Genomic DNA, 14600 nt, shown 5'->3' with positions numbered 1-14600 from the left:
CCTAGAACAGCGCGGCCAAGGCGGCAATCGCGGCGAGCGCGATGATGGCTAAGCCTACCCGCGCAGGGACAAGTGTCAGCGCCTCGGCGCGCGCCAGCCAGTGCCAGCGGGCGATGGTCTCGATGGGCCAACCATAATCCTCGGCCTCGCGGTCGAAGAAGCGCCATGCGCCGCCCAGCAGGGCCGCGACCACAATGGCAAAGAAGATCCAGCCATAGACGATGTGGTCGAACCCGCTGGCCTTCTCCGCGCCGACGAATTGCGCGACGTAGATCGTCGCCCATGCGCGCACCCCGTTGGCGAGGATCGGGACGATCACGCAGGCCGCGAGGAACAGCGCCCGGTCGCGCCAGCGGGCAAAGCGCGTGAAGGCGACCAGCACACCCAGTTGCACCATCGCGATCAGGAACTTCACGCCCGAACACGCCTCGGCCACCACGAACAGGCCTGCCGGGGTGTCGATATAAATGCCCTCGACCTCGGCAGCGACGCCGCTTGCGTGAGTCAGGGTGATGGCGATTTCGGCGGTGATGGCCTGCAGCGGCGGAATGATCTCGTCGCCGAAGGGCACCAGAAAACACGCCAGCGCGAGCGGTAGCGCCAGCACAGCCGCCACGCGCAGGCCGAGGATCGTGACCACCGCGGCCTGCACCGCGCCGACCGCGCCGGCCTGCGCGACGAGATTGATCCCGGCAGCCTCGCCCGCCCACCACAGGCCCAGTGCGGCGGCCACGGCGAAGAGACCCGGTGCAAAGGGGCGCGGCGTGAGCGCGGCGAGCGCATCCTCTTTCAGCGCGACCAGCCATGCGATGATGAAAGGCATCAGCAGCAGGTGGTTATAGGTGTCGATGTTCCACCACTGGTGGGCCATCTCACTCCAGCTTTGCGCGGTGACGGCGATCAGCGCGAGGGTCGCCAAGCCGAGCGCGACCAGCGGCGCACGCCATGCCGTCGGGAGTGCGCCGCTGGCGGACGAAGAGTCTGCGATGGCGGCGGCCTCAGGCGGCATGGCGTTGACCCTCCGCCGGTTTGACGATCAGGCCCGCGAGCGGGGCCAGCATCGCCTCCCAGCCATGATGATCCAAGACGAAACGCCGCGCTGCCGCGCCGATGGCTCCGGCAGTCGCCCGATCGGAGAGCAAACCCGCGATCCGCTCAGCCATCGTCTCGGGCTCGGGTGGGGAGACGAGCCACTGCGCGCCATCAATGGCGGCGATTCCGGTGGCCGCTTCGGGCGTGAGCACCACGGGGCGCGCCATCGCCATCGCCTCGAGCACCTTGTTCTGCACCCCGCGCGCGATCAGCAGCGGGGCGAGCACGGCGTCGGCGCGGGCGATGAAGGGGCGGACGTCTGGCACCTCTCCCCAGATGTGGACGCCGGGCATACCGTGGTGCGCCATCAGCGCCCGGGTGGGGTTTCTCCCGACGACGTGGAACATCGCCTGCGGAAACCGCGCGCGCAGGCTCGGCAGCAGGGCCTCGATCACCCACAGTGCGGCCTGCTCGTTCGGGCGATAGTCCATCTGCCCGGTGAAGGTGAAATGCGGCCCCGGTTGACCCGCCAACGCGGGGTGCCGAACGCTGGCCGCAGGATCGAAAAAGGCGGCGTCGATGCCATTGCCGATCACCTGCACATTGACCTTGCCCGGCATCGTCAGCCGACTGCGATAGAGCGCCGCCTCGGCCTCGGAGATCAGGATCGTCGCATCGGCACGCTGGCCGAGCCGCTCTTCCTCGCGCGCCAGCAACCGCGCCTCGCGGGCGTTGAGCCAGACGCGTTCACCTGCGGCGGCGTAAGACTCGAACTTGGCGCTGTCGACATCGCACAGGTCGATGACGACGCGGCCCGCGAAGTCGTCGGGCACATATTGGCCCATCTGCCCGGAGAAGACGACGATCGCCTCGATCCGCTCGCGGGCTATGGTCTCGCGCACCCATGCCGCCAGCGTCCGGCTGTGGAAGGCGGTGAGGCTGACAGGCTTGCCGCACAGAACCGCCTCGACCCCGGCCAGCGGTAGCGGTTTGGTGCGCGGCGCGATGCAGTGGGAGGCGGCGAGCGCGGCCAGCGCCCGCTCGGCTGCGGCATCGCCCTCGCCGAAGCAGCCGACATGCACCGGCCCCATCTTCGCCAGCGCCTTCAGCAGGTGGTGCGAACGGATGCGGTCGCCCCGGTCGGGGGGGAACGGCACGCGGTGGGCGAGGAACAGCGTGCCCGGCATCAGGCCAATCCGCGCGCGATCCACGGCCCCACGGTGTTGGCGACAGGCAACGGCAGCCTTTTCCAAAGCGCGATCTTGCGGCTGTAGCTCGCATCGGTGGGGTCGATATTGCGCGGCGGCGCGCCCGGCGCGGTCCATGCCGCATAGGTCAGCGGCACGGGCTCGAAGCCCCAGTTCTTCTTGAAGGCGAAAGGCCCGCTCCCCGTCTTGGAGCGCCCGAAATCGAAGCGGGTCATGCCCTGACGGCGGGCGTGGCGCATCAGCTCGTAATACATCACCTCGTTGGCACGCGCGGCGCGCGCTTCGAAGACGCCGCCACCCCAGAAGGGCAGAACCGCGCCAGCGTGATAGAAGCTGAGCACGCTCGCCAGCGGGCGGTCGCCCTGCCACACGGTGAGGATGTCGCTGTGCGAAGGGAATGCCTCCAGCATCACGCGAAACAGCGCCTTCGGGAACACCGGCGTCCCCAGATTGCGCACGCTGGCGCTGAAGCAGGCGTAGTGCGCAGCCAGATCCTCGCGCCTGCCCCCAACCGTGATGCGAAGGCCGAAGCCAAGGCCCTTGCGCACTTCGGCGCGCGCCTTGCGCGGGATGGCGAGCAGCTCCGCCTCGTCATCGGCGGCGAGCTTCCGTCCGAAGCCGCAATGCTTGTCGGACCAGCTCTCCCAGCCCTGCGGAACAGGCCCGCCGCGCAGTTCGATTCCACCAAACCCGCCGCGCGCGGCATGGGCTTGGGCCGCCTCGGCCAGCGCCTGCGCGGTGCCGTCGCCCTCGGCAACGACCCCCCCGCCGACCCCAAAGCCGCTCGACACCAGCGCCTTGCCGAACAGTGCCGAACGCACTTCGGTGAGCGGCAGCCAGCCTGTCAGCACGCCCATGCGTTCGGCCACCAGACCGGCAGCGCGCTGGCCGGTGCCGGCCGCCACACCCGTGAGCCAAGCCGGGCGGTGAAACAGGCTCGCGCCGGTCTCTGTGACGAATCCCTCGATCCGGCGCAGCAGGGCGGCATCGGCGAAATCGACCGTGCGCACCGTCTCGGCAATCTTCACCGGCGCGTTCATGCCAGCGCGTCCTCGGCCCGTTGAGGAAGCACCAGCGGCTCGGCGCGCGCAGCCTCGCGATGGGCGACCAGATCCATCCGACCCCAGCGGAATTCATGCACCAGATCGCGCAGCTTACCTGCCATCTTGGCGAGCCCGGTGTAATGCCGGAAGCGCGAGCGCAGCGGCGCGTGGCCCACGCGCGGTTGCTCGGGATCGACCTCCCACGGGTGGAAATAGAACATCGCCGGGCGGCCCTCGCGCCGGTTCACCTGTCGGATCGCCCAGCGCGAAAAGCCATAGGGCAGCACCCGGAAGAAGCCCCCTCCCCCCGCCGCCACACGCCGCCCGCCGAGGATCGCGGTGGTCACTGGCAGCTCGATCAGCGAAGACCACGGCAACGGCTTGAAGGCAAAGCGCGGCGCTTCGGGCCAGCCATAGTGATCGTGGACGACCGGGGCTACGCTGCTGGAATAGGCGTAGCCCTGCTCTGCCAGTTCGGCGAAGGCCCAGGGGGTGCGCCCGTCGATCGAGAAGCTCGGCGCGCGGTAGCCCTTCACCGCAACGCCGCTGCAATCTTCGAGGATGGCCCGCGCCTTGCGAATATCCTCGGCGAATTCCTTGCGGGTGAAAGTGAACACCCGTGCATGGTCATAGCCGTGGCTGGCGATCTCGTGCCCGGCATCGACGATCCGGCGGACCATGTTGGGATGGCGCTTTGCCACCCAGCCCAGCGTGAAAAAAGTCGCGCTGACATCGGCCTCGGCGAAGAGGTCGATGACTCGGTAGACATTGTCTTCCACGCGGGTCTTGATCGAATCCCACTCGCCCCGCGCAATCACGTTTTCGAAGGCGCCGACCTGAAACCAGTCCTCGACATCGACCGACAGGCCGTTGACGATCCCCGGAAGCGGGCCGGAAGGGTCGGGATAGGATGCGTTCATCGTCACGCAGCCCTGCGCGACGGGTCTTCCTCGAGCCATTCGATCAGCATGGTCAGCACATGGCGGAAGGATTGCTCCTGCTCTTCGAGCCGCGCCTCGATCCGCTCGAGCGCGGCGGCGAGCCGGGCTTCGGCGATCTGCACGTCCTCGCTGGAAAGCGGCTCGCCATCGGGTCCGTGCTGGCTCATCCCGGCGGCCTGCAATTCGCTGATCGCCGCCTCAAGCTCGGCGGTGCGCGCGTCGCGCTCGGCCAGCAGGGCGGCGACTTCGGTGGCGGGCAGGCTGCCCTCGGGCGCTTTGGCCGCATCCGGCGCGGCGGCGGGCGGAGCGGAGCGCAGATCGCTGCCGCCGCGCGCGCCGCGGTTCTGATCGGCGGCCATCTCGGCGATCACGTCATCGAGCATAGAGGGCGTCAGCTCCTCGCGCTCCTCGATCACGCCGAGCAGCAGCAGACGGTTCATCACCTGATTGACACGGCGGGGGATGCCGTCGGTGTGGCGGTAGAGGCCATCGAGCAGCCCCTCGGCAAAGGACGGCCGCCCGTCCCACCCGACATGGCTCAGCCGGTGGCAGACATAGTGCTCCACCTCGCTGCTATCGAGCGCTTCGAGATGGTGCGAGGCGATGATCCGCTGGCGCAGCTGCTCCAGCCCCGGATGGTGCGCGAGCGTGCGGCGGAATTCGGGCTGGCCGAGCAGCAGGCTCTGGAGCAGCGGATGCGACCCGAGCTGGAAATTGGAGAGCATCCGCAGCTCTTCCAGCGCGTCCAGATCGAGGTTCTGGCACTCGTCCACCACCAGCAGGCAGCGGCGACCGGCGCGAGCCTCGTCCTGCAGGAACCGCTCGATCGCGCCCAGCGCGCCGGCCTTGTCATGGCCTTCGACATGGAGCCCGAAAGCCTGCGCGACGACATGGACGATCTCGGCCCCGTCGAGCGCCGAGGTGACGACCTGCCCCACGGTGAGCGCCTTGGGGTCGATCCGCTCCATCAGATGCGCCACCAAAGTCGATTTGCCAGCGCCGATCTCGCCGGTGATGACGATGAAGCCTTCACCCTGCGCGAGGCCATAGCCGAGATAGCTCATCGCCTTCTTGTGGCTGACGCTTTCGAAATAGAACTGCGGATCGGGGGTCAGCTGAAAAGGCCGTCCGCTGAAACCGTAGAATTGTTCGTACATGAGCCGCTTGTCCCAATCAGAAATTGTAGCGCAGGCCGACCAGCGCGGTGGCGAAGGCGAAGTCCTCGGCGGTGAATTCGCTGTCGAAGTAATCGACCGCGACCGCCGCCCGGCCGACGAGGCGCTGGGTGATCGACTGGTTGTAGGCGATCGACCCGCCGAGCGCGGTCACATCGTTCCCCGTCCCCGCCGCGTCGAACCAGTTGACGTAGGCGTTGGTGGAAATGTCCGCGCTCTGCCCGATCTGGCGCGAGAGCCCGGCGACGACATAGTAGCTCTCGTCGGTCAGCCCGTTGGCAGGCGCAAGCGCGGTTCCCGCCGCCGCGATGAAGGTGCGCCGGTCGTAGCCTGCGCCAAGCGCGGCGGTGGTCCGCCCCATGTTGCGCTGATAGGAGGCCAGCACCCCGCGCCCGCGGAAAGCTGCCGCGCGGGTCGAACCGAGCCCGCCGATCAGCGCCTGTCCCTCGGTGCCGCTGACAAGCCCGCCGAAATCGCCGGTGACGGGATTGCGGATCGCCTCGAAATCGCTGCCGAGGCGGGCCAGCCCGTTGTTCAGCACCCCGCCAAACCCGCTCACGCCGTCATAGGCCGACACGGCAAAGGTGCTGCGCTGGCTGGGGGCATAGGTGAACGTGCCGTAGTAGGTGGTCGAATCATAACGGCGGCCAACCGCGGCCTGAAGATTGGTGCGCGACGACGGGCGCCACAGCACGCCCACATCCCACAGCAGGCCATCGACATCGAAGGCGATCTGGCGCGGTGCAGAGGTGTCGGTGACGAGGCGGCCATCGGCGCCCACCACCGGATTGCCATCGGCATCGCGGAGCGCGTCGCGGCTCGAAATCTCGACATCCTCGTAACCCGCGCCCGCCACCAGGGCGAGCGTACGGCTGACGGGCACGGTCACATCGCCGCGCACGTAGAGATCGCGCACGCGCTGATCGAGCGTGTCGATATCCTCCTGAAAACCGCCCGCAGTGACGGCCAGACCCACCGGAAGCACCTCGCCCGGACGTACGCCTGCGCGCAACTGGCCGAGATAGGTCACGCTCTCGTCGAACACGTCGACCGCGTCGCCCGCCTGCGTCACCAGCGCATCGTCGGCCTCGAAACGGTTGTAACCGACCCGCGCCACGCCCTGCACGTCGACCACACCGACGCGGGTGTTGAGGCTGGGCCCGGCATAGAGGCTGTAAATCCGGCTTTCGGCATCCTCGCGCACCAGCGGATTGGGGGTCGCCCCGCCCCCGCCATCGATCCGGCTGCGCGAAGCGAGCGCGCCTGCCTCGAGACTCAGCGTGTTCGGCACCAGCGCCAGCGTTCCGCGTGCGACCCCGCTGATGGTGTCGGTGTCGACGCTGTCGTCGCCATAGCCGATGTTGCGCTCATAGCGCAGCGAGACCGCCGCGCCCGAATTGCGGCCCTGCACATTGATATCGACCCCGGCGGCGACCTGCGTGAAGGTGACGACGTCATCGCCCGGCGTCAGCTCGGCCGAGACGACCTGCGAGACTTCGATATAGGGCTGCACCACGCGATTGCCGCGCTGGCCCGAAGTCTGGCCGCCCAAAACGGGATCGCCCTGCGCCTGTGCGAAAGCGGGCGCGCTGCCGGCAGCTGCAGCCAGCAGCGTCAGCACCAGGGCCGGAGTGAACGAACGGGAACGCATGATCATCTTCCCTTCGTGCCGTAGGAGCCGAAGCGCCGCCCGGAGGGGCTGTAGCGCGCGGCATTCAGCAGCAGTTTGATATCCGCGCAGGCCGAGAGCAGCTGCTGCGCATCCTCCAGCGCGGCGCGGCTCGTTTCGTCGGCGCGCACCACCAGCAGCGCCTGGCCGACATGCTGGGCAAGTTCGGCAGCGGGCGAGGCGGCGAGCGCGGGGGGCGTGTCGAAAATCACGATCCGGTCGGGCGCGCCTTCGGTCAGGCGGTCGAGCACTTCGGCGGTGCGCGCGCTGGCGAGATATTCGGCATCGCGCGAGCTGGCGAGGCCTGCGGGCAGCACGAAAAGCCCGTCGATATCGGTGCGGATCACGAGGCTTTCGGGCCGGATCGCCGGATCGGCGAGCGCGTCCATCAGGCCCTGTTCGGCTTCGATCCCGAGCCGCTCGGTCACGCTCGGCCGAACCACGTCGGCATCGACCAGCAGCACCTCTAGCCCGCGCTCGGCGGCGAGCGCGATGGCGAGGTTGATCGCGCAATAGGTCTTGCCCTCGCCCTGATGCGGCGAACACACGAGGATGCGCCGCGCGAGCGCCCTGCCACCGGCGCGGGCATCGGCGAGCAGCTCGCGCTTGACGATGCGGAACTCTTCCAGAAGGCCGGTGACGGGGTCTTCGGGCACGATCAGCCCGCCCTCACGCAAGGTTTCGCGGTCGATCGCGGCAGATGGCCCGCAGAAGGCGACCGCGCGCGGTGCCTCGGGCGCGGGTGCAGGCGCGGGAGCGGCAGGCTCGGCCACCGGGGGCGGCGGAGCCTTGGCGAATGATGGCGGCGCGGGCTGCGTCGGCGCGGATTGCGCTTGCGGCGCAGGGCGGCGCAGCGCCTGCGGCACCGGCGGCACCTCTGGCAGCTTCGGCCCCTCGCGCCGCGGATCGAGCCCGAAGGCCGCATCCGCACGCTCGAACAGCGACGCGGGCCTTGCGCCCTCGCGGTTGATCTTGCCCTGATCGGTCATCGCCCGTTCCCCCTCACGCCACCGACCCGACCGAGACGACCTCGATCGCGAGCAGGATCACGAACATCGCGCCAAGCCCGGCGCAGGCCCCGGCAAACTGCTTCAGACGCTTCTGCTCGATCGCGCGCGCAGCGTCCGAGACGGTGAGCGAGATCGACCCGATCACCGGCAGGCCAAAGGCGCGTTCCAGCTTCTGCGGCGTGGCGAAGCTCGATTTGAGCTGCCCCAGCGCATAGGCCGCCGCCACGCCTGCCCCGAGGCCGACGATCAGCACGCCCAGCAGCAGCAACGGACGGTTGGGTGCGGCAGGCTTCTGCGGCACGCCCGGCTGCTGGATGATATCGAACCGGAACTGGCTGGCCTTGTCCTCGACCTTGCCGCGCGTGCGCAGCGCCTCGCGGTCCTGCAGCAGCTTTTCGTAGTTCTGGCGCAGCACGTCGTAATCGCGGCTGATGCGGTTGGCTTCGGCGGCGACGGTGGGCTCGCTCGCCTGGCTTGCCATTAGCGCGGCGAAGTTGCTCTGGATCGCCGCGCGGCGGGCCTGGAGCGCCTCGACGCTCGCTTGCCGTTCGGAACGGATCGCCACAAGCGAGGCATAGGCCGGGTTCGGCGTGCCGCCCGCGTCGTCGCCCGCAGCTGCAGCTTGCTTGGCCAGAAGCGCGACCTGCTTGGTGGTGGAGACGACATCCGGGTGGCTATCGGTCAACCCGCGGGCGCGCAGTTCTGCGAGCTGGGTCTGCGCCTGCTGCAACGCGGCGCGCGGGCCGGTCGCCTGCGGGCCGCCCGCAATCGTGCGCGGGGTGCTCGCCAGCTGCGAGGAAATCGCCGCCAACCCGCTTTCCGCCGCCGCCAGATCGGCATCGACATTGCGCAATTCGCTGCGCGCCTGCTGCACCTTGTTCGAAAGCGTGTCCGACCCGCCGACCAGATCGGGATATTGCGCCTCGAAGGCCAGACGGCGCTGTTCGGCCTGTTCCAGTTCGAGCTTGCGTTCGTCCAGCTGGCGGTCGAGATCGCCGATCGCGGTGCTGATCCCGGTGCGGCTGCCGATCACATATTCCTCGCGCATGATGTCGAGCAGTTTCTGCACCACATCGCGCGCCAGCACGGCGTTTTCGGCATCGCTCAGGTCCCCGCGACCAATCTCGGCCGTGATCTCGAACAGGTTGTCCTGCTCGCTCGTCACCTTGACCTTCTTTTCAAGCTCGGCGGTCGCCGCATCGAGCGCGCCGCGCTCGGTAATCCCCTCGCCCAAGCGGGTCGAGGTGATGACCTTTTCGAGGTTCTTCGCGCTGGAAAGCGTCTGGCGGATCTCGGCAATCTGTTCCTTGCTGTTGCCGGCAATGCCGAGCTGCTTCGACAGATAGTCCTCGACGTTGACGTAGACGCGCGCCTTGGATTCGTAGCTGTTGGGGATCATGCTGACGACCAGCCACCCGAGCAGGCATACGCCCCACGCGGTCGCGATCGCGATCCAGCGGCGGTGCCAGACCGACCACAGCGCCGCGCGCAGTTCGTCGAAGATTTCGCTCATGCCCGGTCAGGCCCCCTCAGAACCGGCTCTCGGGGATGATGATCGTGTCACCCGGCTTGAGCATGACGTTGGCCGAGGCATCGCCCTTGCGGATAAGATCGGACAGGCGCAGGCGGTATTCGGTCTGCGTTCCCTTCTCGCGGTCGAGGCGGATCAGCTTGGCGCGGTTGCCCGCGGCAAATTCGCCCAGACCGCCGACCGCGATCATGGCGTCCAGTGCGGTCATGTTCGCCCGGAACGGCAGCGAGGCCGGCTGCGGGGTCGCGCCGATGATGCGCACCTGCTGGGTGAAGTTGCCCTCCGGCGTGTTGACGATCACCGAGACGATCGGCTGCTCGATATACTTGGACAGCTCGCCCGCGATGTAATCCTGCAACTCGGTCGCGGTCTGGCCGACTGCCGGGATGTCCTGCACCAGCGGGATCGTCAGCCGACCATCGGGGCGCACGCGCACCTTGTCGGCGCTGAGTTCGGGATTGCGCCAGACGTGGATCGTTATCTCGTCGAGCGGGCCGATGGTGTATTCTTCCGAAGGCGTGATGCTGCCATCGCCATAGCTGGCGGGCGGAAGCTCCTTCCCCCCGCTGGCGCAGGCGCCGAGCAGGGCCGCACCGAGGGTAAGCGCGGCGAGGTGCTTCAGAGGCAGACGGTGGGGCATTGATCGATCCTTGGCCATTCTTGTGCGGGAGGCCGTGCACGATGCAGGAGCGACCTGCGACACGAACCGCCCGGATATCGGGGTTCTTGTCGCCGGAAATGGTGAACAACTGGTTAGTTATACAGCGGCAAATCGGGCTGCATCCCGAAACGGGACAGCGGTTTTGCGGGGGTTAACGCGCGGCTGATCCGGCGTCGTCAGACCAGCATTTCCGCCGCCGGGCCGTGGCCGAGAAATGCCGATGGCGAGGCCGTCGCCCCGTACGCCCCGGCGCAGAAGACCGCGACCAGATCGCCCACCTCGGCGCGGGGCATCATGGCATTGTCGGCGAGCCGGTCGAGCGGGGTGCACAGACAGCCGACGATGTTGACTTCCTCCGTCGGCTCCGCACCGTAACGCGTTGCAATCGCGGAAGGATAATTGCGCCTGACCACGGTTCCGAAATTGCCCGATGCCGCCAGCTGGTGGTGCAGGCCTCCGTCGGTGACGAGGAAGGTGGCGCCGTGGCTTTCCTTGCGGTCAATGATCCGGGTGAGATAGACCCCCGCCTCGCCGACGAGGTAGCGGCCCATCTCCATGCACAGCTCGGTGTCGGCCAGCGCTGGCGGCAGCTGCGCCACCCGATCGGCGAGTGCCGCACCGACCTTGGGCAAATCGACCGGTGTGTCGCCGGGGAAGTAGGGGATGCCCAGCCCTCCTCCCATATTGAGCTTGGGGCAGCCAAGGCCGATCGCCTCGGTCAGCTCGGCCGCCAGCGCCAACACGTTGGCCTGTGCCTCGATAATCGCGTCGGCACGGAGCGTCTGACTGCCGGTGAAGATGTGGAGGCCCCGCCATTCGGCCCCCTCGCCGATCAGCCGCTTGGCAAGCGCGGGCACCTTGTCGGCATCGACCCCAAACTGTTTGGCCCCGCCCCCCATCTTCATCCCCGAGCCGGTCATGACGAAGGAGGGATTGACCCGGATCGCAATGCGCGGCGCAGTGCCGAGCATCTGCCCGATGGCGAGCGCGCGCATCCCCTCGCCCTCGCTCTCGCAATTGAGCGTCACGCCAGCGGCAATGGCGGCCTCCAGCTCGTCATCGCGCTTGCCCGGCCCGGCAAAGCTGATCCGGCGCGGGTCGATCCCGGCAGCGACGCAGAGCGCGAGTTCGCCCGAGGAGGCGATGTCGAACCCGTCGACCAGCCCGGCCATGTGCGCGATCACCGCCGGATGCGGATTGGCCTTCACCGCGTAATTCACCCCCACCCGCTGCGGCAGCGCTGCGCGCAGATCGGCCATGCGGCTATCCAAAAGCGCGCGCGAATAGACAAATAGCGGCGTGCGCCCGGCCTCGGCGACCAGGGCGCTCGCCGTCCTGCCGCCGATGGCGAGTTCGCCTTCCAGCGTTGCGTATCCCGCAGGGATCGGGCCGACGGGTTTCATGCGGCAAAGTCCTTGATCAATTCCGCTGCAAGCGCCGAGCGGTCGATCTTGCCATTGGGGTTGGTCGGCATCATCACCCGCCAGTGGATCATCTGCGGCTGCATGAAATTGGGCAGATCGCGCTGGAGCCGCTGCGCCAGAACCTCGCGCCCCGCCTCGTCGCCGCGCACCACCAGATGCACCGCCTGCCCCAACCGCGCATGGGGCACGCCGAGCGCTACAGCCTCCGCGACAAGCCCGGTGGCGAGTGCCGCCTCCTCGATTTCCTGCGGGCTGATGCGATTGCCCGCGCTCTTGATCATCGCATCGCGCCGCCCGGCGAAATAGAGCAGCCCTTGTGCATCGCGCCGCACCCGGTCGCCCGACCACACCGCCATCCCGCCATAGGTGGAAGCGGCGGGCGCAGGCCTGAAGCGCTCGGCAGTCCGTTCGGGATCCTGCCAATAGCCTTGTGCCACCAGTGGCCCGCAATGGACCAGCTCGCCTTCCTCGTCGTCAGCGGCGACCTCTCCCGCGTCGTTAATCACGAGAATCTCTGCGAAGGGGATCGCCTTACCCATTGAAGTGGGGTGCGAATCCACCAGTGCGGGATCAAGGAAGGTCGAGCGGAAAGCCTCGGTCAGCCCGTACATCGGGAACAGCCGCGCATCAGGGAACATACTGCGCAAGCTGCGCACCAGCTCCGCCGTCAGCGCACCCCCGCTGTTGGTGAGCCGACGCAGCGGCGCGCTCGCCTCGGCGGGCCAGTCGATCTCGGTCAGCTGCACCCACAAAGGCGGCACAGCGGCGAGCGTGGTCACGCCATGCTTCGCGCAGGCCTTGGCCACATCCTTCGGGAACAGGAAATCGAGCGGCACCGCGCTTCCGCCCGCATACCACGTCGAAAGCAGCTGGTTTTGCCCGTAATCGAACGACAGCGGCAGCACCGCCAGCGTCACATCGTCGCTCGCCATCCCGAGGTAATGTGCGACGCTCACCGCGCCGAGCCACAGGTTGGCATGGCTCAGCATCACGCCCTTGGGCCTGCCGGTCGAGCCGGAGGTGTAGAGGATCGCCGTTAGTTCCGAAGGATCGGCGGCGGAGGGCGGCATTTCCAGCCCTGCTTCCTCGGCTGCCGCCAACGCCTCGGCCTCGCCCAGCGCGGCGCAGCCGTGGGGCAGATCGCCGGGCTCCAGCGAGGCAAGCCGCGATCCCGTGCCGATCAGCAGCCGCGCACCGCTGTCGGCGAGGATATGCGCCGTCTGTGCGCGCTTGAGCAGCGGGTTGATTGGCACATGCACCAGCCCGGCGCGCGCGGCGGCCAGCGGGAGCAGGCAGTTAAGCTCGCCCTTCGCCGCCCAGCTCGCCACCCGCGCACCCTTTTCGGGCACCATCCGCACCAGCCACCCGGCAAGGCGGGCCACACGCAACCTTAACTGCTTGTGGTTAAGCGTGCCCTCGCGCAACACCAGCGCCGGTGCCTCCCCGCGCCCCGCCGTCACCGCGCGTTCGGCGAGGTGGTCGAGCGGCTGCGGGGTGGAATCGGGCGGTTGCGGCATGGTCGGGAGCATTCTTTCACGTGGTCGAAGTGCGGTATCACGATAGCGTTAAGGTCTTGCAAGCGCTCTCTGCCCCCGCAGATGCCGCGCCGTTCGATCGCGCGGAGTGGTTTGCGCTGCTGGCCGAGACCGGGCTTGCCCCGATGATCGCGGTCGCCGGCGAGGGTCCCGAGGCTGCCGCGCTCGCTCTGACCGAGGATGCGGGGCGTATCACGCCCTTGCGCAACTGGTATAGCTTCACCTGGCGGGCGCTGGCTCCGATGGGCGCAGCGGGCGACCGGCTGCTGGAGGCTATCGCGCGACACCTTAAATCGCGGGGCTGGCGGGTGACGCTCGAACCCGTGCCGGACGAGGATGGCTCGGCTGAACGGCTCGCGCGCGCCTTTCGCGGGGCTGGCTGGCGCGTGGCGATGGAGCGCTGCGATATCAATCATATCCTGCCGGTTCGCGGGCGCAGCTTCACGGAATATTGGGAGACCCGCCCCGGCCCGCTGCGCACCACACTGAAGCGCAAGGCGAAGAAGGTCGAGGTCGAAGTGCTGACGCATTTCGACGCTCGGGCCTGGGCCGATTACGAAGCGATCTACGCGGCCAGCTGGAAGCCTGCCGAGGATCACCCCACGATGCTGCGCGCCTTTGCCGAGGCCGAGGGAGCGGCGGGCCGTCTGCGGCTGGGGATCGCCCGGGCCGAAGGGGTAGCGGTTGCCGCGCAATGCTGGACGGTCGAAAATTCAATCGCCTACATCCACAAGCTCGCACACCTTGAAAGCCACAAGCCGCTGTCGGCGGGCACCACGCTCACCGCTGCCCTGTTCCGCCATGTGATCGACATCGACAAGGTCGCGCTGGTGGACTTCGGCACCGGCGACCAGAGCTACAAGGCCGACTGGATGGAGGACGTGCGCCCGCGGTTCCGGATCGATTGCCTCGACCCGGCAAGCCCGCGCAGCTGGCTCCCGATGGCCAAGCGTATGCTCTGGCGCAGCGCGCACTGACCTGGCCCTATCGGTTGCAATGCTTGCACGCGGCCCCGCGCATGGCTAAGCCCCGCCGCCACAGCCTGTCACAGGGATTTGGGCACAGATGACCACCGTACCGAACATCGACAGCGCAGCCGAAGAGGCCGCGCTCGATCGCGAACTGAAGGCCTTGATTGCCGATGTGCTGGGGCTCGATCCCGAGCAGGCGGCGGCGTTCGGGCCGGATTCGGGGCTGTTCGGCCACCTGCCCGAACTGGATTCGATGGCGGTCGCGGGCTTGCTCACCGAGATGGAAGACCGCCTCGGCATCATCATAGATGATGACGATGTCGACGGCGAAATGCTTGAAACCTATGGCGGTCTGCTGGCCTTCGCGCGCGCGAAGCTCGGCCGGGCCTAGGCCCGTGTG

Annotated in this window: 13 protein-coding genes; 2 read left to right on the top strand and 11 right to left on the bottom strand. The window is 68.0% G+C overall.

The genetic code is table 11. The features are described from left to right. Position 1 precedes the first annotated feature (1 nt). From xrtA to E2E27_RS10720, 11 genes are all read right to left on the bottom strand, one after another. On the bottom strand, positions 2 to 1009 hold the full coding sequence (gene xrtA / locus E2E27_RS10770; protein WP_141459049.1) for an exosortase A: 1008 nt from the start codon (positions 1007 to 1009) through the stop codon (positions 2 to 4). Beyond that, positions 999 to 2219, bottom strand: a complete 1221-nt coding sequence (locus tag E2E27_RS10765; protein WP_141459047.1) for a TIGR03087 family PEP-CTERM/XrtA system glycosyltransferase — start codon at positions 2217 to 2219, stop codon at positions 999 to 1001. The genes xrtA and E2E27_RS10765 overlap by 11 nt, the downstream gene beginning before the upstream one ends. After that, entirely contained in the window at positions 2219 to 3280 is a 1062-nt protein-coding gene (locus E2E27_RS10760; RefSeq protein ID WP_141459045.1) for a FemAB family XrtA/PEP-CTERM system-associated protein, read from the bottom strand. Before E2E27_RS10760 ends, E2E27_RS10765 begins: the two co-directional genes overlap by 1 nt. Further along, positions 3277 to 4203, bottom strand: coding sequence for an XrtA system polysaccharide deacetylase (locus tag E2E27_RS10755; protein ID WP_141459043.1), 927 nt, complete (start codon positions 4201 to 4203; stop codon positions 3277 to 3279). The genes E2E27_RS10760 and E2E27_RS10755 overlap by 4 nt, the downstream gene beginning before the upstream one ends. A gap of 2 nt (positions 4204 to 4205) precedes the next feature. Then, positions 4206 to 5381, bottom strand: a complete 1176-nt coding sequence (locus tag E2E27_RS10750) for an XrtA/PEP-CTERM system-associated ATPase (protein ID WP_141459041.1) — start codon at positions 5379 to 5381, stop codon at positions 4206 to 4208. Between the two features lie 16 nt (positions 5382 to 5397). After that, the gene (locus tag E2E27_RS10745) at positions 5398 to 7050 is read right to left on the bottom strand and encodes a preprotein translocase subunit YajC (RefSeq protein WP_234036023.1); all 1653 of its coding nucleotides are present in this window, start codon (positions 7048 to 7050) and stop codon (positions 5398 to 5400) included. 2 nt (positions 7051 to 7052) lie between these two features. After that, positions 7053 to 8057, bottom strand: a complete 1005-nt coding sequence (locus E2E27_RS10740; RefSeq protein ID WP_141459037.1) for an AAA family ATPase — start codon at positions 8055 to 8057, stop codon at positions 7053 to 7055. Between the two features lie 13 nt (positions 8058 to 8070). Continuing rightward, positions 8071 to 9591 (bottom strand): XrtA system polysaccharide chain length determinant, encoded by a 1521-nt coding sequence (locus tag E2E27_RS10735; protein WP_141459035.1) that lies wholly within the window; start codon positions 9589 to 9591, stop codon positions 8071 to 8073. Positions 9592 to 9607: 16 nt separating this feature from the next. Then, the gene (locus tag E2E27_RS10730; protein ID WP_141459033.1) at positions 9608 to 10249 is read right to left on the bottom strand and encodes an XrtA/PEP-CTERM system exopolysaccharide export protein; all 642 of its coding nucleotides are present in this window, start codon (positions 10247 to 10249) and stop codon (positions 9608 to 9610) included. 197 nt (positions 10250 to 10446) lie between these two features. Then, the gene (locus E2E27_RS10725; protein WP_141459031.1) at positions 10447 to 11673 is read right to left on the bottom strand and encodes a pyridoxal-dependent decarboxylase, exosortase A system-associated; all 1227 of its coding nucleotides are present in this window, start codon (positions 11671 to 11673) and stop codon (positions 10447 to 10449) included. After that, positions 11670 to 13211 carry an acyl-CoA ligase (AMP-forming), exosortase A system-associated gene (locus E2E27_RS10720; protein WP_141459029.1) on the bottom strand — a complete coding sequence of 514 codons (1542 nt, stop codon included), beginning with the start codon at positions 13209 to 13211 and terminating at the stop codon, positions 11670 to 11672. Before E2E27_RS10720 ends, E2E27_RS10725 begins: the two co-directional genes overlap by 4 nt. A gap of 56 nt (positions 13212 to 13267) precedes the next feature. Here E2E27_RS10720 and E2E27_RS10715 point away from each other — a divergent pair, with 56 nt between their 5' ends. Beyond that, positions 13268 to 14206 carry a GNAT family N-acetyltransferase gene (locus tag E2E27_RS10715; RefSeq protein WP_141461805.1) on the top strand — a complete coding sequence of 313 codons (939 nt, stop codon included), beginning with the start codon at positions 13268 to 13270 and terminating at the stop codon, positions 14204 to 14206. A gap of 88 nt (positions 14207 to 14294) precedes the next feature. Continuing rightward, positions 14295 to 14591: an acyl carrier protein gene (locus E2E27_RS10710; RefSeq protein ID WP_141459027.1), complete on the top strand. Its 297-nt coding sequence runs from the start codon at positions 14295 to 14297 to the stop codon at positions 14589 to 14591. Positions 14592 to 14600: the final 9 nt, after the last annotated feature.

It is taken from the genome of Porphyrobacter sp. YT40 (assembly GCF_006542605.1).
In the GTDB taxonomy this organism is placed as follows: Bacteria; Pseudomonadota; Alphaproteobacteria; order Sphingomonadales; family Sphingomonadaceae; genus Erythrobacter.
This window is presented reverse-complemented; position numbering and strand designations above follow the sequence as displayed.

Excerpts from the sequence above, each read along its gene's own strand:
- xrtA (WP_141459049.1), bottom strand. The coding sequence starts at position 1,009 with ATGCCGCCTGAGGCCGCCGCCATCGCAGACTCTTCGTCCGCCAGCGGC.
- E2E27_RS10745 (WP_234036023.1), bottom strand. The coding sequence starts at position 7,050 with ATGCGTTCCCGTTCGTTCACTCCGGCCCTGGTGCTGACGCTGCTGGCT.
- E2E27_RS10730 (WP_141459033.1), bottom strand. The coding sequence starts at position 10,249 with ATGCCCCACCGTCTGCCTCTGAAGCACCTCGCCGCGCTTACCCTCGGT.
- E2E27_RS10750 (WP_141459041.1), bottom strand. The coding sequence starts at position 5,381 with ATGTACGAACAATTCTACGGTTTCAGCGGACGGCCTTTTCAGCTGACC.
- E2E27_RS10710 (WP_141459027.1), top strand. The coding sequence starts at position 14,295 with ATGACCACCGTACCGAACATCGACAGCGCAGCCGAAGAGGCCGCGCTC.
- E2E27_RS10725 (WP_141459031.1), bottom strand. The coding sequence starts at position 11,673 with ATGAAACCCGTCGGCCCGATCCCTGCGGGATACGCAACGCTGGAAGGC.
- E2E27_RS10755 (WP_141459043.1), bottom strand. The coding sequence starts at position 4,203 with ATGAACGCATCCTATCCCGACCCTTCCGGCCCGCTTCCGGGGATCGTC.
- E2E27_RS10720 (WP_141459029.1), bottom strand. The coding sequence starts at position 13,211 with ATGCCGCAACCGCCCGATTCCACCCCGCAGCCGCTCGACCACCTCGCC.
- E2E27_RS10735 (WP_141459035.1), bottom strand. The coding sequence starts at position 9,591 with ATGAGCGAAATCTTCGACGAACTGCGCGCGGCGCTGTGGTCGGTCTGG.
- E2E27_RS10740 (WP_141459037.1), bottom strand. The coding sequence starts at position 8,057 with ATGACCGATCAGGGCAAGATCAACCGCGAGGGCGCAAGGCCCGCGTCG.
- E2E27_RS10760 (WP_141459045.1), bottom strand. The coding sequence starts at position 3,280 with ATGAACGCGCCGGTGAAGATTGCCGAGACGGTGCGCACGGTCGATTTC.
- E2E27_RS10765 (WP_141459047.1), bottom strand. The coding sequence starts at position 2,219 with ATGCCGGGCACGCTGTTCCTCGCCCACCGCGTGCCGTTCCCCCCCGAC.